Below are 24,227 nucleotides of genomic sequence, written 5' to 3'. Positions count from 1 at the left end.
ATGAGCGACGCACCCGCGGACGAGGTTCGGGCGATGGTCGACCGCGAGACCGCTGCCTGGGACGCGCGAAACGTCGAAACCTTGCTCGACCTGTTCCACCCCGACATGGTGTGGGCCTGGCCGCCGACCGGCTACGACCACGACCCGGCCACGTGGGACCTGGAGTTCGGTCGGTTCGACCGCGAGCGGTGGCGCGAGGCGTGGCAGGACCTGTTCGACACGCACGACCTCGTCCACAACGACCGGGAGACGGTCGACGTCTCGGTGAGCGACGAGGGCGACGGCGGGATGGCCGTCGTCGACATCGACACGCTGTGGCGCCACCGCGAGACCGGCGCCGAGTTCCACTGGGAGGGCCGGACGGCGAAGATATACGCGCTCGTCGACGACGAGTGGACACTCACCGCCCACTGGGGCGCGCTGCGGTTCGACGACGAGGGGATCCCGCTTACGGGCCCATCGACGGAGCAGTGACGAAACGGGGCGATCTGCCCCGGCCACAAGCGTTAGGTGCCGGAGTGTCCGACCCACGGTAGATGTCTGCACTCGATCTGCACCGACTCGGACTCGGCACCTGGCAGAACGACGACCCCGACCAGTGCGCCGCGAGCGTCCGGACCGCGCTGGAACTTGGCTATCGAAATATCGACACCGCGCAGGGCTACGACAACGAGGAGGACGTCGGCCGCGGCATCGCCGAAGCGGACGTCCCCCGCGAGGAGGTGTTCCTCGCGACGAAGGTGGACACCGACAGCCTCGCCCACGACGACGTGCTCGACTCCACCGCCGAGAGCCTCGACAAACTCGGCACCGACTACGTCGACCTGCTGTACGTCCACTGGCCGACGAACACCTACGACGCCGAGGGGACGCTGTCGGCGTTCGACGAACTGTACGACCAGGGCAAGATCCGCCACGTCGGCGTCTCGAACTTCGAGCCGCGCCACCTCGACGAGGCCCGGGAGATCCTGGAGGCGCCGCTGTTCGCCAACCAGGTCGAGATGCACCCGTACCTCCAGCAGACCGAACTGCGCGAGTACGCCGCCGACCACGGCCACCACGTCGTGGCCTACTCGCCGCTGGCCCGGACGAAGGTCCTCGACGACCCAGTCCTCGAAGACGTCGCCGAGAAACACGACGCGACGATTCCCCAGGTGACGCTGGCCTGGTTCCTCGCGCTGGACAACGTCACCGCGATTCCGAAGGCCACCAGCGAGGAACACATCCGGGCGAACTGGGGGGCCTACGACGTCGACCTGGACGAGGAGGACCTGGACAGAATCGCGGAGCTGGACCGCGGCCACCGCGAGGTCGACTTCGAGGGCGCGCCCTGGAACCAGTAGGACCACCGCGGACGCGGTTTCGAACGCGGAGACGGCCACCACAAGACCGATACCGGATCGGTCTGACGGTTCGCAGAGATGGTCTCCCCGTTCCACCGGTCCAGACCCCTCCAGGCCGGCAAACTCGTCGCCGTGATCCTCACCCTCCTCGCGAGCGCCGCCGTCTTCTTCGGCGTCGCGCCGAACGCCGGCATCACGACGCTCTTCCTCGCGCCGCTCGTCGCGTTCGTCCTGACGATGGTCGTCGTCGCCGAGGCGCTGGTCGCCGGCTATCGCGCGCTGGGCGACGGTCGAGGGGTGACCGACCGACTCGCCGACCGGCCGCTGTACGGCGCCGCCCGGACGCTCGAAGCGGGCCTCGCCGTCGCCGCCGTCGCGGGGTTCCTCGCACTGGTCGCCTGGATCCCCGAGGGTCCGATGGCGGGCCCGGGCGCTATCGGGGTGTTCTTCGTCGTGGTCGGCCTCGCGGCGCTGGTGCTGGTGGGGACGTTGGTCCGGACGCTCGTCGAGTACGTCGACTATCGCAGGAGCGACTCGGCCTGAGAGAAGAGGAACACCAGCCTGCCGCAGTCACCGTCGCTTCGTCACCGCCGCTTCAGAAGCTACTGTCGGGGTGTTCCCACTCCTCGGTGTAGGCCTGCTGGCTCTCGGTCATGTCGTCGATAGAGACGCCCAGCGTCTCCAGTTTCCGCTCGGCGACGGCGCGGTCCAGGCGGTCGGGAATGTTGTACAGCCCGGGTTCCAGGTCCGGCCCGTCGACGAGCATGTCGTAGGCGGCGACGAACATCATCGCGAACGTCGTGTCCATCACCTCGGCGGGGTGGCCCTGGCTGAACGGGCCGGTGAGGTTGACGAGGCGACCCTCCGCGAGGAGGTTCAGGCGCCGGCCATCTGGCATGTGGTACTGGGTGACGCCCTCCTTGGGAGTCGAGGTCGATTCGGCCGCCGCCTCCAGCGCTTCCAGGTCGATTTCGACGTCGAAGTGCCCCGAGTTCGCGAGGATGGCGCCGTCCTGCATCTTCTCGAAGTGCTCTTCGCGCATCACCTCGCGGTTGCCCGTCGCGGAGATGAACAGGTCGCCCACCTCGCTGGCCTCGGCCATGTCCATCACGCGGTGGCCGTCCATGTGCGCCTGGAGCGCCTTCCGGGGGTCGACTTCGGTGACGATGGTCTGGCCGCCCATCCCGCGTGCCTTGCGAGCGATGCCGCGGCCGCAGTAGCCGTAGCCACAGACCACGACGTCCTTCCCGGAGACGATGGAGTTCGTCGTGATGGCGATGTTGGTGAGCGAGGACTCGCCTGTCCCGTGGACGTTGTCGAAGAAGTGCTTCATCGGCGTGTCGTTGACGCCGTAGACGGGGAACTGCAGGATGCCCTCCTCCTCCATCGCTTCGAGACGGGTGATGCCAGCCGTCGTCTGCTCGCCGCCGCCGATGACCTGTGCCGCGACGTCGGGGTGTTCGGCGTGGACCTTCGCGATGAGTTCACAGCCGTCGTCGAGGATGAAGTCGGGTTCCTCCTCGAGCAGTTCGTGCTGGGCCGCGTCGAACTCGTCGTCGGTCATCCCCTCCCAGGCGAAGGCGGTGATCCCCTCCCGGGCGTCCAGCGCGTCGACGACGTCGCCGTGGGTGCTCTGGGGTTCGCTCGGCGCGAACAGGACCTCCGCGCCCGCTTCGCGGAGCGTCTCGATGGCGACGCCGGACTTCGTTTCCAGGTGCGAGGCGAAGGCGACCGTGTACCCCGAAAGCGGCTTCGTCTCGCCGTACTCCTCCTGATACGAGCGGAGGATGGGGGTGTACTCGCGCGCCCATGCCAGCGGGTCGTCGGCGTCGTGCGATACCGGAGACATTCGAGAGTGGTACTCCGTGACAGGGGTTAAGCGCTGTGAATCCGGAAGCTATGAATCAGCGGAAGTGGGCCTGAAACCGACGGATCTGACACCGCAAACAACTCGAAAGCCCCGGCTGGCTGACCTCCCGCGGCTCGCTGCGCTCCTCGGCTTCGCCTGCGGTGCTTGCTTCGCCGGGGTTCGGTCAGCCAGCCGCCCCTTTCAGTCCCGCCCACAGCGGCTGATCAACCGGCGTGGGTGGGGCTTTCGAGTTGTTTGCAGCTGTCCCCTCAATTCCTGTCGTTCCAGTTTCAACCACTCCAGAGAGACCACCAGACTTTGGGCGCTGCACACCGCAGACACATCATCCATGAACGTCGTCGTCACGGGCGGGCGCGGGCAATCAGGGCGATGGATCGTCGACCGTCTCGCCGCCGACCACGAGGTCACCGTCTTCGACCAGAAGCACCCCGGACCAGACGGCCACGCCGAGGTCTCCTATCGAGCCCTCGACCTCACCGAACCCGGTGGCGTCTTCGACGCGCTCACTGAAATCGACCCCGACGCCGTCGTCCACTGGGCGGCCATCCCCGTCGCCGGCAACCACCCCGGCGTCGACCTCTACCGGAACAACACGCTCGCGGCCCACGGCGTCCTCACCGCGGCGGGTCGCGTCGGCGCCGACGTGGTCCAGGCCTCCTCCGACGGCGCCTACGGCTTCTTCTTCGCCGAGGAGACCCCCGTCCCGGACGAACTCCCGATCACCGAGGACCACACCCTGCGGCCCGAGGACGACTACGGACTGTCGAAGATCGTGACCGAGGAGATCGGGAAGACCATCGCCCGTCGGGACGGCGTCTCCGTGGCCTCCATCCGGCCCTCGTGGATCCAGGAGCCCGGAAACTATCTCTGCCGAGACGGCGACTACGTCGAGGACCTGAGCGCCGGCGCCGGGAACTACTGGTCCTACGTCGACGTCCGGGACATCGTCGACCTGGTCGAGGCGGCGCTGTCCGGTGTCAGTGACGGCGACGTCGACGGCCACGAGGCATTCAACTGCGTCGGGCCGGACAACGCGCTCGGCCGGCCGCTCGCCGAACTGATGGAAACCCACTACGGCGCCCTCCCCGATGACTGCGACGTCGAGGGCGACGCCGCGGCCTACGCGACGGCGAAGGCGACGAAGTTGCTCGGCTGGGAACCGACGCGGTCGTGGCGCGAGGCCGCCGACGAGGACGTCGAACCGCCGGCGGTCTGAGCCGAATCCGATACCGAAAAAACGGCGCCGTCAGTCGTCGTACTCCTTCTGGAACCCGCGGAACTCCGTCCGGTGAGCCTCCTCGTCGGTGAGGATGGTCACCGCCAGGTCCTCCGTGACCGGGTCGTTGCCGTCCCTCGCCGCGTCGATCAGGTCCCGATAGGTCTGGATGGCGTCGTGTTCGGCGTCGAGGACGCCCTCGATGACCGAGAGGACGTCGGTGGTGTCTTCGGGCGGCTGGAGCGTCTCCTGGCGAGCGACGAACTCCTCGGAACCCGGCGGCCGCGCGTCCAGCTGTTTGAGCCGCTGGCCGATCTGTTCGGCGTGGCCGAGTTCCTCCTGGACGTCGGCCCGGAGGCTCTCCTTGATCTCCTCGGCGTGGATGCCGTCGAGGACGATCGACAGCGTCTGGTAGTTCATCACGGTCTCAATCTCGTCGCCGTAGGCCTTCTTGAGAAGGTCGATTACGCGGTCGTCCGTCATGACACCCGAACTTGTATCGTCTGCAACAAATCACTGTCGCCGAACGACCACCAGCCCGGACAACCCGAGTCGACGAACGGGCAGCCGTCAGGACGATATCGCGGCAATCTCCTCGACGAGCGTCTCGCAGAAGGCGTCGAGGTCGTCGGGCTTCCGGCTCGTGATCAGCCCGCCGTCGGTGACCACTTCCTCGTCGACCCACTCGCCGCCGGCGTTGCGGACGTCGGTCTGCAGGCTGGGATAGGAGGTGAGCGTCCGCCCCTCGACGACGTCGGCCTCGACCAGCGTCCACGGCCCGTGACAGATGACGCCGATTGGCTTCTCGTCGGCCACGTGCGATTCGATGAGGTCAACGGCGGCCTCCTCCACCCGGAGTTTGTCCGCGCCGACGGTCCCTCCGGGGACGACCAGCGCGTCGTAGTCGTCGGCGGAGACGTCGTCGAACGTCGTCTCCACCTCGTAGGTGCCGGCCGCCTCCAGGTCGTTCTCGACGGCCTGGGCCTCGCCAGTCTCGCTCCCGAGGACGTCGACGGTCGCCCCCGCCTCGGAGACGGTCTCCTTCGGTTCGACGAACTCCACCTCTTCGGTGCCCTCCGGCGCGATGAACACGCCGACCGTGGCGCCGTCTAGCTGTGGCTGTTGGGTCTGGCTCATCGAGGTCGGTTAGGAGCGTGAATCGGTTAAGCGCTGGACTTGCTGGTGCAACTTCCGCCCGCTGGAGTGTGAACTACCGTTACCGAGTGACTGCTGGAAGTGTGAGTCGAATCAGAAACCGGAACGCACCGCAAGAGTTCGAAGTACCGCGAGCACGCGAAGCGTGCGAGCGGGCGCGAGGGCGACTACCGCGTGCCTGCAGAAAATCTCGCCCGCCTGCAGAAAATCCCGCGAGACCGCACCGCGAGCCTCGCGTGTCGCTCCGCTCCCGCTCGGCATTTCGAAGGCGAGTCGCTGCGCTCCTCGCCTTCCTACATCATGCCGCCCATGCCGCCACCCATGCCGCCCATGCCGCCGGGGGCGCCACCGGGGCCGCCTGCACCGCCCTCGTCGCCGCCGGAGGTCGACAGGTCGCCGGCAGCGATGATGTCGTCGATTTTGAGCACCAGGTTCGCGGCTTCTGCAGCGGAGGACACGGCCTGGGTCTTCGCGTGGGCCGGTTCGACGACGCCGGCGTCGAGCGTGTCGACGACGTCGCCGGTGAAGACGTTCAGGCCCGCGGAGACGTCGCCGTCCTCGTGGGCGGCGCGGAGGTCAACCAGCGCGTCGATGGAGTCGAGCCCGGCGTTCTCGGCGAGCGTGCGGGGCACGAGTTCGAGCGCGTCGGCGAAGGCCTCGACGGCCAGCTGTTCGCGGCCCTCGACGCCGTCGGCGTAGTCGCGCAGGCGTCGGGCGACCTCGACTTCGGGGGCGCCGCCGCCACCGAGGACGCGGCCGTCGGCGACGGTGGAGGAGACGACGTCGAGTGCGTCAGTGACGCCGCGTTCGAGCTCGTCGACGACGTGGTCGGTCGAGGCGCGCAGCAGGAGCGTGACACCGTGGGACTCGTCACCGGTGCCCTCGACGTAGAAGAGGCCCTCGGACTCGTCGCGGCGGATGGAGCCGCGGCCGAGGTCGTCGGCCGACGCCGAGCGGATGTCCGAGACGATGTTGGCGCCGAGCACCTCGCGGAGGAACTCGATGTCGGACTTCTTGGCGCGGCGGATGGCCAGGATGCCCTCCTTGGCGAGGTAGTGCTGGGCCATGTCGTCGATGCCCTTCTGGCAGAAGACGACGTCGGCGCCGGTGTCGACGATCGCGTCGACCAGTTCCTGGAGCTGCTCTTCTTCCTTGTCGAGGAAGTTCTGGAGCTGGCTCGGGTCGTCGACGGAGAGCTGGGCGTCGACGTCAGCCTCGTCGAGTTCGATGGGGTTGTCCAGCAGGAGGACGTCGGCGTCGTCGAAGTCGGTGGGCATCCCCTCGTGGACGGGGTCCTTGTCGACGACGCCGCCCTCGATGAGCTCGGAGTTGCCGACCGTGGAGCCGGTCTGGGTCTCGATGTTGAGGAACTCGAGGTCGGCGACGACGGAGCCGTCCTCGGCCTCGACGGTGACGGCGTCGACCGCGTCGACGATGAGCTGGGAGAGCAGCTCCTTGTTGAGTTCGGCGCCCTTGCCGGTCATGGAGGTCTCGGCGACCTTCCGGAGCAGTTCCTCGTCGTCGGGGTCGACCGAGGTGGCGATCTCGTTGATCTGGGACTTGGCCTCCTTGGCGGCCATGTCGAAGCCCTTGATGATCGCCGTCGGGTGGATGTCCTGGTCCAGCAGTTCCTCGGCGTTCTTCAGGAGTTCGCCAGCGATGGCGACCGCGGTCGTCGTCCCGTCGCCGGCCTCGTCCTCCTGGGCCTCGGCGACTTCGACGATCATCTCCGCGGTCGGGTTGTCGATGTCCATCTCCGTGAGGATGGTGACGCCGTCGTTCGTGACGGTGACGTCACCGAGCGAGGAGACGAGCATCTTGTCCATCCCCTTCGGCCCGAGCGTCGAGCGTACCGACTCGGCCACGGCGCGGGCCGCCGAGATGTTGTGGCTCTGTGCGTCCTTGTCTTTCATCCGCTGGGAGTCCTCACCCAGGATGATCATGGGCTGGCCGCCCATCTGTCGCTGGCTCATAGTCACTGATTGATTGAATGTGATTCTATATAAAAGTGAGGGTTCGGCGGCGGCGGCGACGCGACCGCCTCGCGACCCGTCGAGCAAGTAATCGCCGGACAGAGCGCCTCCACCCGCGGTGCCGTGACAACAATTGGCACGGGCCCGGTCGGAACGAATCGGACGTTTATATGCGATCAGTCGACCGGCTCTCTCCAGTGGACTGTGACGGTCCCGACGACGAAGCTATCGTCCGTGTCGGTGTCCCGGCGGAATCGGATGGTGTTCTCGCCCTTCGTCAACCTGGCCGCGGTGACGGTGTCCATCCAGTACTGCCAGCCCTCGCGCGCGGGGACGTCGAACCCCGAGAGGGGCGTGTCGTTGACGAGCACGTCGTGGTCGTACGTTCCCACGTCGTACACCTGCATCTGGACGTAGGCGTCCTGCGGGTCACCGGTTGGAACGTCGAACGTGTGCTGGTCGGTCTTGTCGCCCGAGTAGGACGCCCAGGGGACGTCGAGGCCGTCCTCGTCCGGCCCGAGGTGCTCCTGAAACGACACCAGCGCGTAGTTGGCGCGGTACTCTGCCATAGATGACACGTCACGCGGCAGCTACTCGAAGGTTCGGGACGATTCGGGCGGATCGGACGGTCCAGAGGAGCCGTCTCACGCCTCCGGCCCGACGCCGTCGTCGAGGAAGCGCTCCCCGACGTCACCGCTCGGGAGCATGCAGGCGTCTTTCCGGCCGAACCAGTCGTAGCGATTGTTCGCGACGAGCTCGTATACCCGGTCCCGAATTGGCCGCGGCACGAGGAGGAAGTGCCTGAGAAGGGGGTAGAGCCCGTCGAAGTGTCGCGCGGCGCGGAGACCGCCCTCCGACTTCGTGTACGCCTCGCCGTCCTCGATCAGGACGAACGTGTCGAAGTCGTCGGTGGGCAGGTCGTGTTCCTCCAGCAGCGCCTGGCCGACGGGCGACTGGAGCGACGCGAACCGGAACGTCCCCGCGGCGTCGCGCTCGACGACGAACTGCACTATCGAATTACAGAGGTTGCAGACGCCGTCGAACAGCAGGATCGGATGTTCGTCGGTCGGTGGAACGTCCGCGAGGAGATCCGACTCGTCAGCCGTCTGGTCGGCGTCGTCCGTCGACGGAGAGTCGGACCGAGACATACCCGACGTTCGGTCGCGGCCGGAGAAAGGCGTTGTGGAGGGCGGTCCCTCGGCGTAACCGGAGCGATCTGCGGCCGGCGCGGAAACGAACCGTCGTGGAAAGTCGGCTCAAACTCTTCCCACATGTAGTTTACAGGCCGAAATTCCCACGCCAGCAGACCGCGCCGAAGGCGCGGTTTCCCCGGGCGCGAGCGAACGAAGTGAGCGAGTCGTCCGGCCTTTTTCGCCCACGTTTTTCGAGGAGCCCTCTCCACAGCGAGCCGAAGGCTCGCGAGGAAACCCGACGAAGAAAAACGTGGAGCGCCAGGGCTGGGATTTGAACAGATGCGAGACGTTCCGGGCGTGCGGCCTCACTCCGTTCGGCCGTTCCGGGGCTGCGACTCGCGTGCTCAAATCCCAGTCACTGTTGCTTCGCGACTGCTGGCTTACTCGTCGCTATCGCTCCTCGTTCGCATTGCAGTCGCAGAAGACGCCAGGACTGGGATTTGAACCCAGAATCCCGAAAGGGAACACGCTTTCCAGGCGTGCGCCTTACCGTTCGGCCATCCTGGCTCGCATCGGTAATTCTGCGGTCGGTCGCTTAAGGGCTTTCGTTCTCAGTCGCGTCGGTGGAACGGGAGTCCGCCTCGTCTTCGACCAGTCGCTTCTGGGACTGACCGGTGACCAGGGCAGCGGCGATGCCAACCACGACTGCGACGCCGAGTTTGACGCCCCAGTCGACGAGGTCGCTCGTCGCCAGTTCGTAGGCCTGGATCAGGACGAGAAAGGAGAGCAGGCCGACGACGCCCCAGAGGAGGCGGCTCTTCGTGCGCGGGTCCATGGCCTCACTCACGCGCGGACGGCCTTCACTTCGTCGCAATCGCCTCTATCTCGACGCCGACGCCCTTGGGGAGTTCGTCGACGCCGACGGCGCTCCGGGCCGGCGGGTCCTCGTCGAAGAACGACTGGTAGGTGTCGTTCATCGCGTCGAAGTCGTCGATGTCGTCGAGGAAGACGGTCACCTTGAGCACGTCCGCCATGCTCGCGTCGGCTTCCTCGAGGACGGCCTCGACGTTCTCCAGGGCCTGTTCGGTCTGGACGTCGATGGCGGCGGCGTCGAGCAGGTCCCCGTCGGGGGTGAGGGGGATCTGGCCGGCGGTGAACACGAGGTCGTCGGTGGCGGTCGCCTGGCTGTACGCCCCCACGGCGGCGGGGGCCGCGTCGGTGCTGACGATGCGTTTCATACCCGAAGGAGCGGCGGGGACGGCCTTGAAACCAGCGGGGCAACGAAAGGAGGCAGAACGAGTCGCGGACTGCTACACCAGAATTTCGACTTCGTAGCCGGCGTCCTCGAGGCCGTCGATAATCGTCGCGACGTGGTCGTGGCCGCGGGTCTCCAGGTCGAGTTCGACTTCGGCGTCGTTCATCGCGATGTCCCGGGAGGTGCGGTCGTGCTCGATGGCGTAGATGTTGGCGTCGTACTCTGTGAGCACCTCGACGAGGCGTTCGAGGGCGCCGGGGCGGTCCTTGAGGACGGTCCGGAGTTTGAGGTAGCGGCCGGTCTCGACGAGGCCGCGCATGATCACGTTCGTCAGCATGTTCAGGTCGATGTTGCCGCCGCAGAGCGCCGGGACGATGGTCTCGTCGTCGGCGTAGTCGAAGCGTTCTTCGAGAACGGCCGCGAGCGGCACCGCGCCGGCGCCCTCCGCGAGCGTCTTCCCACGTTCGAGCAGCGTCGTCAGGGCGACGGCGATCTCCGAGTCGGAGACGGTGACGACCTCGTCGACGCGCTCCTGGATGACCTCGAAGGTCTTCTCGCCGACCTTCCGCGTCGCGATGCCGTCGGCGATTGTCTCGACGGAGTCGCGAGCGACGACCTCGCCCTTCTGGAGCGAGTCCGCGACGCTGGCGGCGCCCTCGGCCTGGACCCCCACCACGCGGACGTCGTCGACCTTGCCCTTCAGCGCCGTCGCGATGCCGCTGATCAGCCCGCCGCCACCGATGGGGACGACGACGGTGTCGACGCCGGGCAGGTCCTCGGCGATCTCCAGGCCGATGGTCCCCTGGCCGGCCATCACCTGCCAGTCGTCGAAGGCGTGGACGTAGGTCTTCCCCTCCGCACGCTCTATCTCGTGGGCGCGCTCGGCCGCCGCGTCGTAGTCCTGGCCGGAGAGTTCGACCTCGCCGCCGTAGTTGCGCGTCGCCCGCACCTTGGAGATGGGCGCGTGCTCGGGCATGACGATGGTCGAGTCGACGCCGATGCGCGTCGCCGCCAGCGCCACGCCCTGGGCGTGGTTGCCCGCGCTGGCCGTGACGACGCCGGCGTCCTGCTCGGCCTCCGAGAGCGTCGCGATGCGGTTGGTCGCCCCGCGGATCTTGAACGACCCCGTCCGCTGGAACAGTTCGAGCTTGAGGTGGACGTCGGCCCCGGTCATCGCCGAGAAGGTGTGCGAGTAGTCCAGCGGCGTGTGCCGGGCCGTCGCGGAAACGCGGTCCTGGGCCGCCAGCACGTCCTCGAAAGTCAGCATTGCCCGAGCGTTGGACCTGCGGCTACGTAACGATCCGGTGTTCGTGGTCGTGTGAGTGTAATGTGGAGCGTTCAGGTTGCTACCTGCATTGCTACAGCGGTCTATACACTCGACATCCCACAGCCACGGCTCACGAGTTGTACTTCGAGGGGGGAACGAATAGATTGTGTGACTGCAGCCGAAGCGATGGGTGGATGGGTCATAAAGGCCACCCGTGCGGAGTGAAAGTGAAAGTGCCAGACTGAGTGGCCACAGAACGGCCGTGCGACGAACGTCAGACGCCCGTCATCGGGGAGAATCGCCTGGAATAAATCGCCAGGCAGCCCCCACCATTTCGTATGGAGATCGAATGACGACAGCGCGTTGCGAACGGTTCTCACGGCGAGGAGTGAACGAGGACGTCCTCGTCCGTGGCGCAGGCCCGTACGCGCTCGCGGAACGGGCCCTCACCCGGCCACGCCGCGGACGCGCCGAGTCGCTCCGGGTCGCCGACGTACGTCTGGACCGTCCCGCCGTCGGCGTGGGGTATCGGGACGCGGACGTACAGGCCGCGGTCGACGCCCTCGTACCGGTCCAGCGCAGCGACGTCGTCGGTGACGATGATCCGTCCGTCGACCTCGCCGCCGGGCGCGAGCGTCGGGTACTCGCCGTCGACGCGGTGGAGGCCGTCGAGCGTGGCCGGCCCCTCGTACGCGAAATCGTCGAGGACGCCGCTGGCGGTGTCGGGGTCACAGAGTGTGCCGTAGACGAAGACGTGCATGATGGGTCAGGCCTTCCCGGTCTCACCGGCGATTGCGTCCCTGAGGCGCGGGAGGGACGTGGCTATCGACCAGCACCAGACGACGAGGAGGCCGCCGAACACCCCAGCGATGACTGGCGCCCAGCGGGCCATAGTCGCCCGGTCCACCAGTCCCAGTGCCGACGATGCACCGATGCAGCAGAGCCAGCCGACGACGCGTGGGACCGCATCGGAGACGCGCTGGCAAGCGGAGTCGAGCGTCGACCGGACCGGTTCGAAGCCAACGACGAAGAGACCGACGACGAGACCGGTCGACAGCGCATACGGTCCGGACCGCCTGAACCCCCAGTACGCCGCCCAGCCTGTTGCAAGGACGAGTGTCGCGAGAACGGCGAGCGCAAGGAGTTCGCGGACGGCGCGTTCGATTCGGGAACGGAGTGACATCTGGGAGACCGGCAGTTGCTCGGGAGAACTCGGCGTCGTGTCAAAGGGATTTCGAATGGGTCCGGTCGACGAACGATTACCGCTCTTCGATGGGGACGAACTCCTGGTCCTCCGGGCCGGTGTAGCGGGCCCGCGGACGGATGAGCCGGTTGTCGTCGATGTACTGGAAGACGTGGGCGATCCAGCCGCCGACGCGGGACATGGCGAAAATGGGGGTGTAGATGTCGATGGGGATGCCCATCTGGTAGTACGTCGAGGCCGAGTAGAAGTCGACGTTGGGCGCGAGGCCCTTCTCCTCGGCCATGTACTCCTCGATGGTGGTGGACATCTCGTACCACTTGATAGACCCGGCGGCCTCGCCCAGGTCCTTGGACTTCTCGCCGAGGATTCTCGCACGGGGGTCCTTGACGTCGTAGACGCGGTGGCCGAAGCCGGAGACCCGGCGGCCCTCGTCGAGAGCACCCTTGACCCACTCCAGGGGGTCCTGCTCGGCGTCGTCGACCTCCTTGAGCATCTCCATGACGTCCTGGTTGGCGCCGCCGTGGAGCGGGCCCTTGAGGGTGCCGATGGCCGAGGTGACCGAGCTGTGCAGGTCCGACAGCGTCGACGCCGTCACGATGGCCGAAAAGGTCGAGGCGTTGAGACCGTGGTCGGCGTGGAGCACCAGCGCCATGTCGAACGTCTCCGCGAGGACGTCGTCGGGCTCCTCGCCGTTGAGCATGTAGAGGAAGTTCGCGGCGTGAGAGAGGTCTTCGCGGGGCTGGACGGGGTCGTCCCCCTGGCGGATCCGTGCGAACGCCGCGAGGATGGTCGGGATCTTGGCGGTGATGCGACGGGCCTTGCGGAGGTTGGCCTCGTCGTCGGTCGGGTCCGCGTCGCCGTCGTCGGGGTCGAACGCCGACAGCGTCGACACCCCGGTCCGCAGCGCCGCCATCGGATTCTCGTCGGCCTCGGCGAGCGTACGGACCACTTCGATAACCGCGTCGTCGACTGCCCGTTCGGCCACCATCGAGTCGGTGAACTCCGCGAGTTCGCCCTCGTCCGGGAGGTGGCCGTACCAGAGGAGATAGAGCACCTCCTCGTAGCTCGCACCCTTCGCCAGGTCCTCGATCGTGTACCCGCGATAGACGAGCTTGCCAACCTCGCCATCGATGTCGCTCAGCTCCGACTCGGCGACGAGGACACCCTCGAGCCCTTTCTTGAGGTCGTCTGACATACGGTAAGCGTTCACTACGTGCCGGGAAAAGCATTATCTTTCGAAGACCGACACGAGCGAACTGACCGCCCCATTTTGTGGATGTTCGTTCAATAATCTGGAAAACAGTGGGCGAGGATCGTCGGAATCGGCGGTCAACGAAAGCATCTTTCGGATCTGTCGATACTGTATGAATGGTGATAACATAGCCCGCGAGATCAGTCGCGCCACTCCTCCCGCAGCAGGCCGTACTGGACCATGTCGCGGTGCTCGCCGTCGACGAACATGAACTTCCGACGCCGACCCTCCTCGGTGAATCCCAGGGACTCCAGCAGGCCCCGGGAGGCGTCGTTGAACGCGAACGCACCCGCCCCGACGGCCGGCGTGTCGTAGGTCCGGAACGTGTAGTCGACGGCGAGGGCGACGGCCTCGCTCCCGTATCCCTCGCCGTGGACCGCTGGGACGAGCCAGTAGCCCAGTTCGGGACGCTTCCAGTCGGCGTCCTCCACGGAGACGAAGCCAATCCGGTCCACGTTCTCGACGTCGACCTGGCCCGGGTCGGCGTCGTCGCCGTCGAGACAGACGAGGAACCGGTCGTCGTCCGACTCCTCGAACGCCGTCTCGATCTGGTCACGGGTCCTGACCGGGGTTCCGAGGGGGTACCGGAGTTCGGGCTCGTTGCCCCGCTGGAGGAACGGCACGTCCTCGCTCTCGACCGTCCGGAGGGTGACGCGCTCACCGCTCGCGACGCGTGTGCCTGGCATGGGGAAATCGTCGTCCACGGTCAGGATACGTTTTCTGGTGGTGCTGCAACGACCGGTTTTTTGCCCGCCGGTCCCGGAGAGGAACGTATGTCCGGCGACGAAGTGGCGTACGAGCCAGTTAGCGTCAAGGCGATACTGGCCGAGATGAAGGACACCGCGGAGCTACTGATCGACCTGTCGTACTCCGCCGTCTTGCTGGGCAGCGACGAGGTGGCCGCCGAGGTGCTGGAACTGGAAGCGCAGATGGACGTCCTCCAGCTACGGGCCCGGATGAGCCTGCTCATGGCCGCCCGGTCGACGGAGGACGCCGAGGCGCTGGCGCCGGTGCTTGGGATGGTCGGCGCCGCCGAGAAGATCTCCGACGCCGCCGGCGACATCGCCAAAGTAGTACTCGAAGACATCGGCCTCCCCGACGCGATGCGGGCGGCCCTGCCCGAGGCCGTCGAGACGCTCGTGCGCGCGACGATTTCCCCGGACTCGCCGTTCGCGGGCGAGACGATGGCGACGCTCAACCTGGAGACCGAGACGGGCGTCCGCGCCATCGCCGTCCGCCGGCAGGGCGACTGGCTGCTCAACCCCGACGCCGAGACGGCGCTCCGGGCCGGCGACGTCGTCCTCTTCCGCGGGCCCGAGGAAGGGATTCTGGACGTCTACCGGGACGCGACGGGCGGGGAGACCTACGAACCGCCGGAACCGCCCGAGAGCGAACTCACCGATCTGGAGCGGGCCGTCGACTCCATCGTCCTGATGAAGGACATGGGCGAACTCGCCGTCGACCTGGCCTACGGCGCCGTGCTGTTCGACAGCCAGGACGTCGCCGAGGAGGTCGTCGAACTCGAGGCCGAGGTCGACGCCCTCCAGTCCCGCTTCGAGGCATGGACGCTCCAGGCCGCCGGCCGCGTCGAGGACCCCGTGAGCCTCCGGGGGCTGGTCCACCTCGCCCGGTCGACGGAGGTCATCTCCGACGCCGCCCTCGAGATCAGTGAAGGCGTCCTGCGCGGGCTCTCGACCCACCCCGTGGTCGCCGAAGCAGTCCAGGAGTCCGACGAGATTATCGTCCGCGTCGCGGTGGAGTCAGGTAGCGCCTTCGACGGCACTACCATCGGCGCCGAGCAGGTGAAGACGGAGACCGGGATGCGCGTCATCGCGATCCGGCGGGCCGCCGGGAGCGAGCGCGCCACCCGCGAGGGGAGCGACTGGGTCGTCTCCCCCAGCGCGGCGACGACGCTCGGCAGCGGCGACGTCCTCATCGCCAAGGGGACGCGCTCGGGCGCGGAACGGTTTACCGCACTGGCGAAAGCCGGGTAGTCGTTACTGGCAGGAATCCACCGACGAGCGGGAGTACTGCCAGGCCACAGCGGTGTTTTTGCGAGCGAGCGACGAGGCTCGAGACGCCCGTGACGGGGCTCTGCGGCGTGGTCCAAACACTCGAATGGGGCCAGCGGCACCCGCGCTCGACGGCCCTATTCCGACGAACCGGGCGTGTCGGCGGTCCGTTCGCCGGCTTCGGTCTCGGCGGTAAACTCGAATTCGAGTGATCCGTCGAGGACGTGTGTCCGATCGACCAGCCCCGCTTCGGCGAGTTCCACGGTGTTCTCGACGACGAGTCGACGGGCCGACGCCGGCCAGTGGGTAACCGGGAAGTCGATGAACGCGGTCTCGTCGGCAATTTCGCCGAACCGGTGGACTTCGACGACTGCAGCGGTCCCCTCTCGGAACAGCGACACGGCCGGGTGCGGTCTGTGGTCACCCATGAATGGCCCCTGGAGCGATAGGCGTGGCGCGGTGCCGTCACCGCCCAGGGCCACGAACCGCTGTGTCATCGACTGCAGTTCGGTATCCTCGGGGTGCGAAATCCAGACGTGGAAATGGTCCGGCAAGGGAGAGAACCTGGGGTCGACGCCCACGGTAGCGAGACCGGTCCCGTCGTCGCGAAATTCGAGATATTTGCCGTCGTCCCGCGGGTTGTCGTCGGTCTCTACCGCCGGGTCCGTGTGTTCGGTTCGTGACTCGACAGCGTTACACCCCGCAGCGGTGGCGGAGGCGGCGGTCAGGGCGGACGCGAGGAATGCGCGACGGCGCATAGACGGCGAAATTGCCGGCAGCATCAAGAACGTTGAGGAACTACTACCGGATCCCTGATCGCGTACTCACCTTCGAGGAGTCACCGCCTGGTCGTGGGCCGAAAGCACGCGCTATCTCCGGCGAAGGTCCCTGGCAGAAGACTGAGAGCCACAGCCCGCACATCGATCTGTGGGCGCCCGCTCCGAACCGTGGTTTCGCTCGGACGTGGTCGAAAACAGAGCCAGCCCGAACTAGCACCATCCGCCTGCTCTACGCCTCCGTCTCCCGCGCCAGCCGGATAGCCGAGAACAGCGTGAAGACGGCCGTCGTCAGCCCCCCGAGCGAGACGGCGAGGACGAACCCCAGGGCGACGTAGAGCACCGACGGACGAGTCGTCCCGGGGACGACGACGAAGAAGCCGAAGACTGCCAGCGTGACGACCAGGGAGACGGCGAACCCCCACTTCGCGTTGCGCCGGACGTTTAGCGCGCGGACGAACGCGGCCCGCCCCGACGGTTCGGTGCGTTCTGACACGTCCGCGGGTTGGGCGGGGGCGATTATGGGCGCGTCGGTTCGGAGCGACGAAGCGAGGGCGTGGGGCGTCGTTCACGACGCCGATGAGTGGCCCGTGGCGGAGCGACCAGTCGCGAACGCCGCGAACCAGGACGCGAGAACGAACAGCCAGGCGACGCTGGCGACGATCCCGACGGCGACGACCGCCCCCTCGACAGCCAGGGGCAGTTCGGTCCCGAGCGCGTTCCCGACGGCGTAGGTCGCGAGGATGGCGACGAGCATCGGCCAGCCCACTGCGATTCCGACGGGGGTCAGGACGGTGGTGAGCCAGCGCGGGACGACGCCCGTCGCGTCCCCGAGGAGGTACAGACCCAGGAGCGTGCTGACGACGGCGACGACCGTGAGGGCACCGTTCGACGGCGCGAAGAGCGGTTTCGTGCGGCTAGGGGCCCCGGCTGCAGAGTCGATAACTGCCCCGACGACGACGGCAGCGGCGTAACTGACGAGGACCGCCGCGCCGACGAGTGCGAGTATCCGGGGGGACGACGTCGCGAACCGGTCGACCCCGGTCGCGTCGCGGTAGACGAACCAGAGGAGCGGGAACAGGACGGCGGCGAACGGGAACGCCATCGCCCGAGTCGGGCGGAGGAGGGCGAGGAGGGACATACGAGCAATATTGCGTTCGTGACGGCTTGAAGGTGGGCCCCGACCGAGTAGCCGCCCTCGCTCCGCCGACGTGTTTTTCAACTAACCGGTCGTCTTCGGACGTATGGGCCACGGTATCATGACGCTCACCGCGGCGGTGGTCAGATGAGCGCCGCCGGCGATTCCGACGAACCCGGAGAACCGGAAGACGCCGAGGAGTCGGCGGACGGCGCGAGCGCCAGGGACGAGAACGAACCCGACGTTCCCGACTGGGAGGACGAGTACTTCGACCGGGTGAGCGACCGGTTGTTCCACAACTACGACCTGGCGAAGGACCACCGGGTCGAGGCCGGCGAGAGCGGTGCGGGCGAGCGGTTCGACCTCTACGGCCGCCTGGCAATGACCTCGCAGAAGCACTTCGTCCACCCGAACCTCACCTACGGCCACCACGAGCGGACCGAGCACCTCTACGCGCGCCGGACCGAGTCGGTGACCGTCGCCGACCTAGAGCGTCTCGTCGAACTGGGTCACGACCTGGCCGACAAGACGGTCGAGCCCAGCGAAGAGCACTTCAGCACCGACTTCACGTTCGCTGTCGTCGCGCCGAAGGTCCCCGACGACGTCCGGTCGTTCGTCGCGGGCTTCTCGGATCGGACGCTGATCAAGTACGGCTACCACGGCCACTACGAGGTGAACCTGGTCGTCGTCGCACCGGAAAGGGAGAACATCGTCGCGAGCGAGTCGGCCGACATCGCCCGCGCGTTCGCGCTGTGGGAGTCGGACGAGGAGGGGGACTCGTCGTCGGGACTCCTGTCGCGACTGCTCCCCTAGTCGTCGGACGGTTCCGGGGGACCGCTGCCACCGCTGCCGACGAGCGACTCGCGGTCGAGGCCGCCACGGGCCTCCCTGATGTCGTCGACGCTGTAACGCACCAGGCCGAAGATGAGGCCGACCAGCACGAGCGCGATGAGGCTCTGGAACAGGAGCGACACGGTCGCGACCAGGCCACCGGCCTCACCGGCGAGGATGGTCGAGGGGTTGCGCAGCAGCCCGATCCACAGCAGCGCGACGACGGTGACGGCGAGCATGAACACCAGCGGCGCGCCGGTGGAGACGAGCTGTTTGTCGTCGTCCCAGTTGGCCAGCCACACCGTCGCGACGAGCAGGGCCAGGGCCGCGAGCGACTGGTTCGCGCCGCCGAACAGCGGCCAGATGTTCTCCCAGGTGCCGCTGGCGACGAGCAGGTAGCCCGCGAGCGCGAGGATGCCGGCGTTGACGTAGCGATTCGTCGTCGTCCGCTCCAGGCTGGTCTCCGGCGTCCCGACGACCTCCTCGTACATGTACCGGCCCAGGCGCATCGCCGTGTCCGTGCTCGTCAGGAGGAAGCTGACGAACACGAGGCCGATGAACGTCGCCGCCGCGGTGACGCCGAGGCCGAACACCGTGAGGAGGGCGCCGCCGCCGGCCGGGAAGGTCACGAGCGCGGAGCTCAGCGTCTCGGTGCCGCCCGCGATGATGGAGACGGCGATGACGGCAGTGATGGCCAGCAGCCCCTCGCCGAGCATCCCGCCGTAGCCGATGACGCGCGCGTCGGACTCCCGGTCGAGTTGCTTGGCCGTCGTCCCCGAGGAGACCAGCGAGTGGAAGCCGCTGATCGTCCCGCAGGCGATGGTCACGAAGAGGAACGGGAACAGTGGCCCGAGCGAGGAGTGGACGAAGCCGGTCCAGCCCGGGATCTGGGTGGTCAGCGACGTCACCTCGACGCCCTCGATGCCGGCCGAGGCGACGTCGACGGTGATGGGCGAGAAGCCGACCACGGTGCCGACGATGGCCCCGAGGATCATCCCGCCGACGCCGACGTACAGCAGGCTGGAGGTGAGGAAGTCCCGCGGCTGGAGCAACACCCACACCGGCAACACGCTCGCGGCGAAGGCGTAGAGGATGGTGACGAACACCCAGGCCGCCATGTTCGCGTTCGTCGCCGCCGCCAGCGGGAGCCAGCTACCCCCGTCGCCCAGCAGGACGATGGTCCCGGCGGGCAGCCCCTCGCGGGCGAACACGGCGATGGGGTACTGGAGGCCCACCCAGACGCCGCCGAACACCATCGCGACGAAGGCGATCGCTCCCGGCAGGAAGGGCAGGTTCAGCTGGTAGAGGTACACCCCGAACAGGACCGCCAGGGCGATGTACACCAGCGACGCCGTCGCGGTCCACGGGAAGGCGTCGAACACCAGCCCGATGAGGTACGCGAACGCGGCGATGACGAGGATGATCGTCAGGTACGCGAACCACAGCAACATGTTCTTGCCCCGCTCGCCGACGTACTCGCCGATGATGTAGCCGATCGACTTCCCCTCGTGGCGGACCGACGACGACAGCGCCATGAAGTCGTGGACCGCGCCGAACAGCGGGTTACCGACGGCGATCCAGATTAGCGCCGGGATCCAGCCGAACGCTGCCGCGGCCGTGATGGGGCCGGCGATGGGCGCGCCGCCCGCGATGGATGAGTAGTGGTGGCCCAGCAGTACGGACCGCTTCGAGGGCACGTACTCCTGGCCGTCGTCGTACTTGTGCGCCGGCGTCTCGTTCTCGTCGTCCAGTTCCACGAACCTCGCCAGGTACCGGGAGTAGCCGACGTAGCCGACCGAGAACGTGACCAGTGCCAGAACCGCCATCCACATGACCTGAACCATGGTATGGGAACACCTATCAGGAATCGGACGCCGAGCGTCGCCTTAACTACACCAGAAAGTATATGTCGAATGGTGCTTCTAACACCTTGCTGCTGCCACGTTCGAAGGCAGTAGCGAGTGCTTTCTGGGCTTGCGATGTCATATCCTGTAGGTATCTGACGACGTCCTGCGGAAAGGGTGGTACGTAAGACGCAGGGACGGGCGTCAGGAGTGTCCGCCACCTCGGACAGCGGCGACGGCGCCGGTCACGCCTCCACTGACTCGGCGACGCTGACGTCCAGTTCGTCGGCGATAGTCGCCAGCAGGTCCGAATCGACGTCTCCCGCGCGGGTCTCGATGACCCCGACGACGGGTTCGTCGAACGTTTCGCGAATGCGCCCCAGGTGCTCGCGCTCCGTCGCGACGCGCTCGCGGAGGAACCGGGCGCCCCGGCCCTGCTCGTCGTCGTCGGGTTCCGGCGTCACCCGGTTGACGACGAGACCGTCGACGGTCAGGCCGGTGTCGGCCAGCTGGTCGACGGCGCGTCGCGTCTCTGCGACCGAGAGTCCGTCGGGGTTGAGGACGAGGTAGAACGCCGACTCGTCGCGGAGGGTGCGCGCCGCGAACTCGAATTTCTCCTTGCGCTCGCGGAGGTGGGCGATGATCGGGTCGTCGTCGAGGCGGCGGCGGGCCGCCTGCTTCCCGATGGCGGCCTTCTCGAACAGGTCGACGCTCTGGACGCGTTTGGCGACGAGGCGCTCGATCCACTTCTCGAGGAACTCCGGAAGCGCGAGCAAGCGGAGGGTGCCGCCGGTCGGCGAGGTGTCGAAGACGACGCGGTCGTACTCACCCGCACTGCGCATTACTTCGATAAACCGGTCGAACAGCGCCGCCTCGTAGGCTCCCGGCGTCTGGTGAGCGAGTTCGATCTGTCGGTCGAGTTCGTTGACGATGGACGCGCTCACCTGGTCGTTCATGCGTCGGCGGACCTCCTGCAGGTGGCGCTCGACCTCCTCGTCGGGGTCGAGCTCCATCGCCCAGAGGTTCTCGAACCCCTCGACTCGCCGGGCGTCGTCGCCGAACTGCTGGCCGAACACGTCCGACGTGCTGTGGGCAGGGTCCGTCGAGACGAGGAGCGTCTCCAGGCCCGCCGCGGCGCACTTCGTCGCGTAGGCGGCGGCAACGGTCGTCTTGCCGACGCCGCCCTTCCCGCCGAAGAAGACGAATCGTTCCATCAGTGGACGTGGTACTGCTGGCCCTTGCGTTCGAGGAGCGACCCGCGGTCCCACATCCGCCGCTCCCAGGCCTCGAACTCGTCGCCGAGGGAGGGCAGCAGTTCGACGGTGTAGTAGGAGATGGGGCTCGGGATGCCGAAGGCGTCGGCGAAGCAGGCGAAGAGGAACGCGTCCTCGACGTCCTCGGCCTCCTTCTCTATCTTCTCGCTGGCGGGGTGTTCGACCATCCCGTGCCAGAGGCCGTGGGCCCACTCTTCGACCCACTCGCGGAACGCGGCGATACGACGGGCGAGCCGGGCGCGTCGGTCGCTCATACGCCCCGATCACCACCAGACCGCGAACCGTGGGCGTCAATGACAACCATGCCCAGAACTTCGCAATCGAGAAACATAAGCGTGCGGTCGCGACGGATAGCGGCTCTCCTGCCACTCTTCGGTATCGCCTGGGAATCGGCGAAGTACTCTCCGGGTAGGAGCCACATACCAAAGCCGTTCGTGGGACCAGCGACCGTATGGCCGCCGAGGGCGACCTGCGCGTCCTGCTCGTGCTCGACCTGGCACTCTCGTTTTTCTTCAGCGTCATGGTCGTCACCCTCCTCGATTTCGCCGGCATCAACGAGTTCAGCTGGCCGACCGTCGCGGTGTCGACGCTGTTCCTTGCGGTCGTGACGTACGCCGTCGTGTTGCGATGACTGTCAGTGACGGGACCGTGCGAGACGTGGCTGCTCGCTGCGTGAAACAGAAGGTATTCATGTCACCTGTATGATCGGCTGCTATGCGACGTCTCAGCGCCACCGGGGCCCTCAGTTCGCTCGCTTTCCTCTTCGGGTTCTCTCTCGTCGGGCTTTCTGCGTGGGTGGTGGCAGGCTTCCACGCTACCCCCCCGCAGGGTGAAGCGTTCGGTGCAGGACTCGCTTACTTCGGCACGTACGCGCTCGGCGGTGTCGGGGTCGCAGGCATCGGCTTCGCACTGGTCATCTCGCCCGCGCGGGCGGACGGCGGCGGCCTTCTCACGGTGGGTCGCCGCCAGCGCCAGCTCTCCGGCGCTGGACTGAGCGTTCTCGTGGCGAGTCTGGTCGCCCCGGTCGTCGCTATCCAGGTAACTGGCATCGTCAACACCATCCTCACCTTCCTCGGACTGGTCGCGACGGGGACGCTACTCGTCGCCGTTGCGCTCCTCTGGACCGTTAGCGAAGCAGTGCTGATCCGCGCCGGCGTCGTCGACTAGAAGAACGCCATCGCGATGCCCGTGTACACGCCGTAGCTCAGACCGAACGCGAGCACCAGCGACCCGATCCAGGCCAGTACCGTGTACCCGATCTTTCGGGCACTAACCTCGCCCTCGCCGGCCGCGAAGCCGCTGCCGATGATCGAGAAGATGATTATCTCGTTGAACGAGACGGGCACGCCGAGGTACACCGCGGACTGGGCCAGCGCGAACGCCGCCATCAGCGCCGCGATGGATCGGCGCGGCCCCAGCGAGGAGTAGTCCTGGCTGACGGCCTTGATCATCCGCGGTGCGCCGGTCCAGGAGCCCGCGATCAGCCCGATGCCGCCGAACACCAGCAGGACGGTTATCGAAACCGTCGGCCCGGACTCCGAGAGTAATAGCGGTTGGAGCGGTCCGATAGCAAGCCCGACCTGGCTCCCCCCGGCGGAGAAGGCCACCAGCCCGCCGAGCGCAAGCAGGAACCGTCGCTGTCCGCCAGTCGCGTCGCGGCGCATGTCGGCCGTCAGGAGGCCCGCGGCGAGGACGACGGCGGCGAGTGAGACCAGTATTTCGACCAGCGATCCGCCGCCGACCGCCCGCGCGACCGCCGTCGCGATAGAGGCCTGGTTCTCGCCCGGCGCGAGCAGCACGAACTTGATGTGGACGAGCGCCAGGCCGACGAGCGCGCCCAGCAGCGCCACAGCCCGGCGTTCGGGCACGGACTCGTTCCGAAGGAATCGCGCGGTCAGGTACGCCATCGCGGCACCGACGAACGGCATCGCGATCCACATCCCGCCGATGACGGCGTACTGGTCCCAGGCCGGGCCACCGCCCATCGCGATCCCGACGCCGATGACTGCGCCCGTGACGGTAAAGGCCGTCGCGATGGGGTAGCCGGCGAAGATGCCGACGGCGACCAGGAGCGCGGCGATAGTCAACGCAATCGTCGCGGCCACGGCAGTTAGTCCGCCGCCGGGTAGTACGACCAGCTCGTTCCCGACAGTGTCGGTGACTGCCGCGCCCTGCAACACCGCCCCCGCGAATCCGAGAATCCCGACGAAGAAGCCCGCTCGCATCACCGAGATGGCGTTGGCGCCCACTGCCGGGGCGAACGGCGTGGAGCCGGAGGACCCGGCGCCGATGGCCCACGCCATGAAGAGGCTCGCCGCTGCCGCGACGACCAGCGTAGCCAGTGTGGCTGTCGCGACCATCTGCCCCCGACTTATTGTCGACTCTGTATTAGGCTGCCGGTTACCTGTCCCGATTGCGTGGTGTTCAGCGTGTCGAGCCAAGCGCGAGCGACACCCACCGCGGCGGCTACGATCAGATTTATATCAATTCGAGGTGTCACTTCACGTCCGGGGAGGAGGATGTTTCGACAGATCGTTCGCGGCCTGTTCGGTGACGACGGCGAGCACGGGGAGTACCAGTGCCAGCGCTGCGGACGAGCGTTCGAACACCGCCGACAGGTCTGCCCGACCTGTGACAGCTACCGCATCGAACGACGGGAGTGGTGACGCCGAAGGGTCGCGGCG

Annotated in this window: 29 protein-coding genes and 1 tRNA gene; 9 read left to right on the top strand and 21 right to left on the bottom strand. The window is 67.2% G+C overall.

Annotated features, from left to right (window positions below; all coding sequences use genetic code 11):
* The 3 genes from BM337_RS19345 to BM337_RS19335 all read left to right on the top strand — a co-directional run bounded on the left by BM337_RS19345 (position 1) and on the right by BM337_RS19335 (position 1,886).
* Complete coding sequence (locus tag BM337_RS19345) at positions 1-474, top strand: nuclear transport factor 2 family protein (RefSeq protein ID WP_089819061.1); 474 nt, start codon at positions 1-3, stop codon at positions 472-474.
* Positions 475-536: 62 nt separating this feature from the next.
* Positions 537-1,343 carry an aldo/keto reductase gene (locus tag BM337_RS19340; RefSeq protein ID WP_089819059.1) on the top strand — a complete coding sequence of 269 codons (807 nt, stop codon included), beginning with the start codon at positions 537-539 and terminating at the stop codon, positions 1,341-1,343.
* A 78-nt stretch (positions 1,344-1,421) separates the two neighbouring features.
* Entirely contained in the window at positions 1,422-1,886 is a 465-nt protein-coding gene (locus tag BM337_RS19335; RefSeq protein WP_089819057.1) for a hypothetical protein, read from the top strand.
* Between the two features lie 52 nt (positions 1,887-1,938).
* Here the strand turns inward: BM337_RS19335 and BM337_RS19330 are convergent, their stop codons facing one another.
* Complete coding sequence (locus BM337_RS19330; protein ID WP_089819055.1) at positions 1,939-3,192, bottom strand: adenosylhomocysteinase; 1,254 nt, start codon at positions 3,190-3,192, stop codon at positions 1,939-1,941.
* Between the two features lie 349 nt (positions 3,193-3,541).
* On the opposite strand from BM337_RS19330, the gene BM337_RS19325 reads away from it, so the two are divergent.
* Positions 3,542-4,429, top strand: a complete 888-nt coding sequence (locus BM337_RS19325; RefSeq protein ID WP_089819053.1) for an NAD-dependent epimerase/dehydratase family protein — start codon at positions 3,542-3,544, stop codon at positions 4,427-4,429.
* Positions 4,430-4,459: 30 nt separating this feature from the next.
* On the opposite strand, the gene BM337_RS19320 is transcribed toward BM337_RS19325, so the two are convergent.
* The 13 genes from BM337_RS19320 to BM337_RS19260 all read right to left on the bottom strand — a co-directional run bounded on the left by BM337_RS19320 (position 4,460) and on the right by BM337_RS19260 (position 14,354).
* Positions 4,460-4,912 (bottom strand): ferritin-like domain-containing protein, encoded by a 453-nt coding sequence (locus tag BM337_RS19320; protein ID WP_089819050.1) that lies wholly within the window; start codon positions 4,910-4,912, stop codon positions 4,460-4,462.
* An 87-nt stretch (positions 4,913-4,999) separates the two neighbouring features.
* Complete coding sequence (locus tag BM337_RS19315) at positions 5,000-5,566, bottom strand: type 1 glutamine amidotransferase domain-containing protein (RefSeq protein ID WP_089819049.1); 567 nt, start codon at positions 5,564-5,566, stop codon at positions 5,000-5,002.
* Positions 5,567-5,877: 311 nt separating this feature from the next.
* Complete coding sequence (gene thsB, locus BM337_RS19310; RefSeq protein ID WP_177227739.1) at positions 5,878-7,557, bottom strand: thermosome subunit beta; 1,680 nt, start codon at positions 7,555-7,557, stop codon at positions 5,878-5,880.
* A gap of 176 nt (positions 7,558-7,733) precedes the next feature.
* Positions 7,734-8,126 (bottom strand): DUF7383 domain-containing protein, encoded by a 393-nt coding sequence (locus BM337_RS19305; RefSeq protein ID WP_089819047.1) that lies wholly within the window; start codon positions 8,124-8,126, stop codon positions 7,734-7,736.
* A 75-nt stretch (positions 8,127-8,201) separates the two neighbouring features.
* Positions 8,202-8,705, bottom strand: coding sequence for a thiol-disulfide oxidoreductase DCC family protein (locus BM337_RS19300; RefSeq protein WP_089819045.1), 504 nt, complete (start codon positions 8,703-8,705; stop codon positions 8,202-8,204).
* 470 nt (positions 8,706-9,175) lie between these two features.
* Positions 9,176-9,257, bottom strand: a tRNA-Ser gene (locus BM337_RS19295).
* A gap of 28 nt (positions 9,258-9,285) precedes the next feature.
* Complete coding sequence (locus tag BM337_RS19290) at positions 9,286-9,525, bottom strand: DUF7981 family protein (RefSeq protein ID WP_089819042.1); 240 nt, start codon at positions 9,523-9,525, stop codon at positions 9,286-9,288.
* Between the two features lie 25 nt (positions 9,526-9,550).
* Complete coding sequence (locus BM337_RS19285) at positions 9,551-9,928, bottom strand: Rid family detoxifying hydrolase (RefSeq protein ID WP_089819040.1); 378 nt, start codon at positions 9,926-9,928, stop codon at positions 9,551-9,553.
* A gap of 72 nt (positions 9,929-10,000) precedes the next feature.
* On the bottom strand, positions 10,001-11,212 hold the full coding sequence (gene ilvA, locus BM337_RS19280) for a threonine ammonia-lyase (protein ID WP_089819038.1): 1,212 nt from the start codon (positions 11,210-11,212) through the stop codon (positions 10,001-10,003).
* 376 nt (positions 11,213-11,588) lie between these two features.
* Positions 11,589-11,972, bottom strand: a complete 384-nt coding sequence (locus BM337_RS19275) for a gamma-glutamylcyclotransferase family protein (RefSeq protein ID WP_089819037.1) — start codon at positions 11,970-11,972, stop codon at positions 11,589-11,591.
* Positions 11,973-11,978: 6 nt separating this feature from the next.
* Entirely contained in the window at positions 11,979-12,395 is a 417-nt protein-coding gene (locus BM337_RS19270) for a hypothetical protein (protein WP_089819035.1), read from the bottom strand.
* 76 nt (positions 12,396-12,471) lie between these two features.
* A complete protein-coding gene (gene citZ / locus BM337_RS19265) occupies positions 12,472-13,611 on the bottom strand; it encodes a citrate synthase (protein WP_089819032.1) in 1,140 nt (379 codons plus the stop codon).
* A 197-nt stretch (positions 13,612-13,808) separates the two neighbouring features.
* Positions 13,809-14,354: a GNAT family N-acetyltransferase gene (locus BM337_RS19260; protein WP_089819030.1), complete on the bottom strand. Its 546-nt coding sequence runs from the start codon at positions 14,352-14,354 to the stop codon at positions 13,809-13,811.
* An 87-nt stretch (positions 14,355-14,441) separates the two neighbouring features.
* Between BM337_RS19260 and BM337_RS19255 the strand changes: the two genes are divergently transcribed.
* A complete protein-coding gene (locus BM337_RS19255; RefSeq protein ID WP_089819027.1) occupies positions 14,442-15,662 on the top strand; it encodes a potassium channel family protein in 1,221 nt (406 codons plus the stop codon).
* Between the two features lie 155 nt (positions 15,663-15,817).
* On the opposite strand, the gene BM337_RS19250 is transcribed toward BM337_RS19255, so the two are convergent.
* The 3 genes from BM337_RS19250 to BM337_RS19240 form a co-directional block, all read right to left on the bottom strand.
* Positions 15,818-16,438, bottom strand: a complete 621-nt coding sequence (locus tag BM337_RS19250) for a DUF8121 family protein (protein ID WP_089819025.1) — start codon at positions 16,436-16,438, stop codon at positions 15,818-15,820.
* 250 nt (positions 16,439-16,688) lie between these two features.
* The gene (locus tag BM337_RS19245; protein ID WP_089819023.1) at positions 16,689-16,952 is read right to left on the bottom strand and encodes a DUF7536 family protein; all 264 of its coding nucleotides are present in this window, start codon (positions 16,950-16,952) and stop codon (positions 16,689-16,691) included.
* A 72-nt stretch (positions 16,953-17,024) separates the two neighbouring features.
* Entirely contained in the window at positions 17,025-17,597 is a 573-nt protein-coding gene (locus BM337_RS19240) for a hypothetical protein (RefSeq protein WP_089819021.1), read from the bottom strand.
* A 144-nt stretch (positions 17,598-17,741) separates the two neighbouring features.
* Here BM337_RS19240 and BM337_RS19235 point away from each other — a divergent pair, with 144 nt between their 5' ends.
* Positions 17,742-18,407, top strand: a complete 666-nt coding sequence (locus tag BM337_RS19235) for a DUF8052 family protein (protein WP_089819019.1) — start codon at positions 17,742-17,744, stop codon at positions 18,405-18,407.
* Here BM337_RS19235 and BM337_RS19230 read toward each other — a convergent pair.
* From BM337_RS19230 to BM337_RS19220, 3 genes are all read right to left on the bottom strand, one after another.
* On the bottom strand, positions 18,404-20,269 hold the full coding sequence (locus BM337_RS19230; RefSeq protein WP_089819017.1) for a carbon starvation CstA family protein: 1,866 nt from the start codon (positions 20,267-20,269) through the stop codon (positions 18,404-18,406). The two genes, BM337_RS19235 and BM337_RS19230, sit on opposite strands and share 4 nt — an antisense overlap.
* A gap of 245 nt (positions 20,270-20,514) precedes the next feature.
* Complete coding sequence (locus tag BM337_RS19225; RefSeq protein ID WP_089819015.1) at positions 20,515-21,483, bottom strand: ArsA family ATPase; 969 nt, start codon at positions 21,481-21,483, stop codon at positions 20,515-20,517.
* A complete protein-coding gene (locus tag BM337_RS19220) occupies positions 21,483-21,797 on the bottom strand; it encodes a DUF7990 family protein (RefSeq protein ID WP_089819014.1) in 315 nt (104 codons plus the stop codon). Before BM337_RS19220 ends, BM337_RS19225 begins: the two co-directional genes overlap by 1 nt.
* Positions 21,798-21,994: 197 nt before the next feature.
* Between BM337_RS19220 and BM337_RS19215 the strand changes: the two genes are divergently transcribed.
* Together BM337_RS19215 and BM337_RS19210 are read left to right on the top strand one after the other, a co-directional pair.
* Entirely contained in the window at positions 21,995-22,174 is a 180-nt protein-coding gene (locus BM337_RS19215) for a DUF8107 family protein (protein WP_089819012.1), read from the top strand.
* A gap of 83 nt (positions 22,175-22,257) precedes the next feature.
* Entirely contained in the window at positions 22,258-22,710 is a 453-nt protein-coding gene (locus tag BM337_RS19210; RefSeq protein ID WP_089819010.1) for a hypothetical protein, read from the top strand.
* Here BM337_RS19210 and BM337_RS19205 read toward each other — a convergent pair.
* Positions 22,707-23,903: an inorganic phosphate transporter gene (locus tag BM337_RS19205; RefSeq protein WP_089819008.1), complete on the bottom strand. Its 1,197-nt coding sequence runs from the start codon at positions 23,901-23,903 to the stop codon at positions 22,707-22,709. The genes BM337_RS19210 and BM337_RS19205 overlap by 4 nt on opposite strands.
* A 159-nt stretch (positions 23,904-24,062) precedes the next feature.
* On the opposite strand from BM337_RS19205, the gene BM337_RS21335 reads away from it, so the two are divergent.
* Complete coding sequence (locus BM337_RS21335; RefSeq protein ID WP_177227737.1) at positions 24,063-24,209, top strand: FmdB family zinc ribbon protein; 147 nt, start codon at positions 24,063-24,065, stop codon at positions 24,207-24,209.
* Positions 24,210-24,227 lie beyond the last annotated feature (18 nt).

The sequence above is a fragment of the Halomicrobium zhouii genome (genome assembly GCF_900114435.1).
Lineage (GTDB): Archaea > Halobacteriota > Halobacteria > Halobacteriales > Haloarculaceae > Halomicrobium > Halomicrobium zhouii.
The sequence above is the reverse complement of the archived record's forward strand: the minus strand, read 5'-3'. Positions and strand labels throughout refer to the sequence as shown.

Excerpts from the sequence above, each read along its gene's own strand:
- BM337_RS19325 (WP_089819053.1), top strand. The coding sequence starts at position 3,542 with ATGAACGTCGTCGTCACGGGCGGGCGCGGGCAATCAGGGCGATGGATC.
- BM337_RS19235 (WP_089819019.1), top strand. The coding sequence starts at position 17,742 with ATGAGCGCCGCCGGCGATTCCGACGAACCCGGAGAACCGGAAGACGCC.
- BM337_RS19205 (WP_089819008.1), bottom strand. The coding sequence starts at position 23,903 with ATGGTCGCGACAGCCACACTGGCTACGCTGGTCGTCGCGGCAGCGGCG.
- BM337_RS19285 (WP_089819040.1), bottom strand. The coding sequence starts at position 9,928 with ATGAAACGCATCGTCAGCACCGACGCGGCCCCCGCCGCCGTGGGGGCG.
- BM337_RS19230 (WP_089819017.1), bottom strand. The coding sequence starts at position 20,269 with ATGGTTCAGGTCATGTGGATGGCGGTTCTGGCACTGGTCACGTTCTCG.
- BM337_RS19240 (WP_089819021.1), bottom strand. The coding sequence starts at position 17,597 with ATGTCCCTCCTCGCCCTCCTCCGCCCGACTCGGGCGATGGCGTTCCCG.
- BM337_RS19320 (WP_089819050.1), bottom strand. The coding sequence starts at position 4,912 with ATGACGGACGACCGCGTAATCGACCTTCTCAAGAAGGCCTACGGCGAC.
- BM337_RS19210 (WP_089819010.1), top strand. The coding sequence starts at position 22,258 with ATGCGACGTCTCAGCGCCACCGGGGCCCTCAGTTCGCTCGCTTTCCTC.
- BM337_RS19225 (WP_089819015.1), bottom strand. The coding sequence starts at position 21,483 with ATGGAACGATTCGTCTTCTTCGGCGGGAAGGGCGGCGTCGGCAAGACG.
- BM337_RS19275 (WP_089819037.1), bottom strand. The coding sequence starts at position 11,972 with ATGCACGTCTTCGTCTACGGCACACTCTGTGACCCCGACACCGCCAGC.
- ilvA (WP_089819038.1), bottom strand. The coding sequence starts at position 11,212 with ATGCTGACTTTCGAGGACGTGCTGGCGGCCCAGGACCGCGTTTCCGCG.
- BM337_RS19335 (WP_089819057.1), top strand. The coding sequence starts at position 1,422 with ATGGTCTCCCCGTTCCACCGGTCCAGACCCCTCCAGGCCGGCAAACTC.
- BM337_RS19345 (WP_089819061.1), top strand. The coding sequence starts at position 1 with ATGAGCGACGCACCCGCGGACGAGGTTCGGGCGATGGTCGACCGCGAG.
- thsB (WP_177227739.1), bottom strand. The coding sequence starts at position 7,557 with ATGAGCCAGCGACAGATGGGCGGCCAGCCCATGATCATCCTGGGTGAG.
- BM337_RS19255 (WP_089819027.1), top strand. The coding sequence starts at position 14,442 with ATGTCCGGCGACGAAGTGGCGTACGAGCCAGTTAGCGTCAAGGCGATA.
- BM337_RS19260 (WP_089819030.1), bottom strand. The coding sequence starts at position 14,354 with ATGCCAGGCACACGCGTCGCGAGCGGTGAGCGCGTCACCCTCCGGACG.
- BM337_RS19290 (WP_089819042.1), bottom strand. The coding sequence starts at position 9,525 with ATGGACCCGCGCACGAAGAGCCGCCTCCTCTGGGGCGTCGTCGGCCTG.
- BM337_RS19340 (WP_089819059.1), top strand. The coding sequence starts at position 537 with ATGTCTGCACTCGATCTGCACCGACTCGGACTCGGCACCTGGCAGAAC.
- BM337_RS21335 (WP_177227737.1), top strand. The coding sequence starts at position 24,063 with ATGTTTCGACAGATCGTTCGCGGCCTGTTCGGTGACGACGGCGAGCAC.
- BM337_RS19305 (WP_089819047.1), bottom strand. The coding sequence starts at position 8,126 with ATGGCAGAGTACCGCGCCAACTACGCGCTGGTGTCGTTTCAGGAGCAC.
- BM337_RS19315 (WP_089819049.1), bottom strand. The coding sequence starts at position 5,566 with ATGAGCCAGACCCAACAGCCACAGCTAGACGGCGCCACGGTCGGCGTG.
- BM337_RS19220 (WP_089819014.1), bottom strand. The coding sequence starts at position 21,797 with ATGAGCGACCGACGCGCCCGGCTCGCCCGTCGTATCGCCGCGTTCCGC.
- BM337_RS19250 (WP_089819025.1), bottom strand. The coding sequence starts at position 16,438 with ATGCGCCGTCGCGCATTCCTCGCGTCCGCCCTGACCGCCGCCTCCGCC.
- BM337_RS19330 (WP_089819055.1), bottom strand. The coding sequence starts at position 3,192 with ATGTCTCCGGTATCGCACGACGCCGACGACCCGCTGGCATGGGCGCGC.
- citZ (WP_089819032.1), bottom strand. The coding sequence starts at position 13,611 with ATGTCAGACGACCTCAAGAAAGGGCTCGAGGGTGTCCTCGTCGCCGAG.
- BM337_RS19270 (WP_089819035.1), bottom strand. The coding sequence starts at position 12,395 with ATGTCACTCCGTTCCCGAATCGAACGCGCCGTCCGCGAACTCCTTGCG.
- BM337_RS19300 (WP_089819045.1), bottom strand. The coding sequence starts at position 8,705 with ATGTCTCGGTCCGACTCTCCGTCGACGGACGACGCCGACCAGACGGCT.
- BM337_RS19215 (WP_089819012.1), top strand. The coding sequence starts at position 21,995 with ATGGCCGCCGAGGGCGACCTGCGCGTCCTGCTCGTGCTCGACCTGGCA.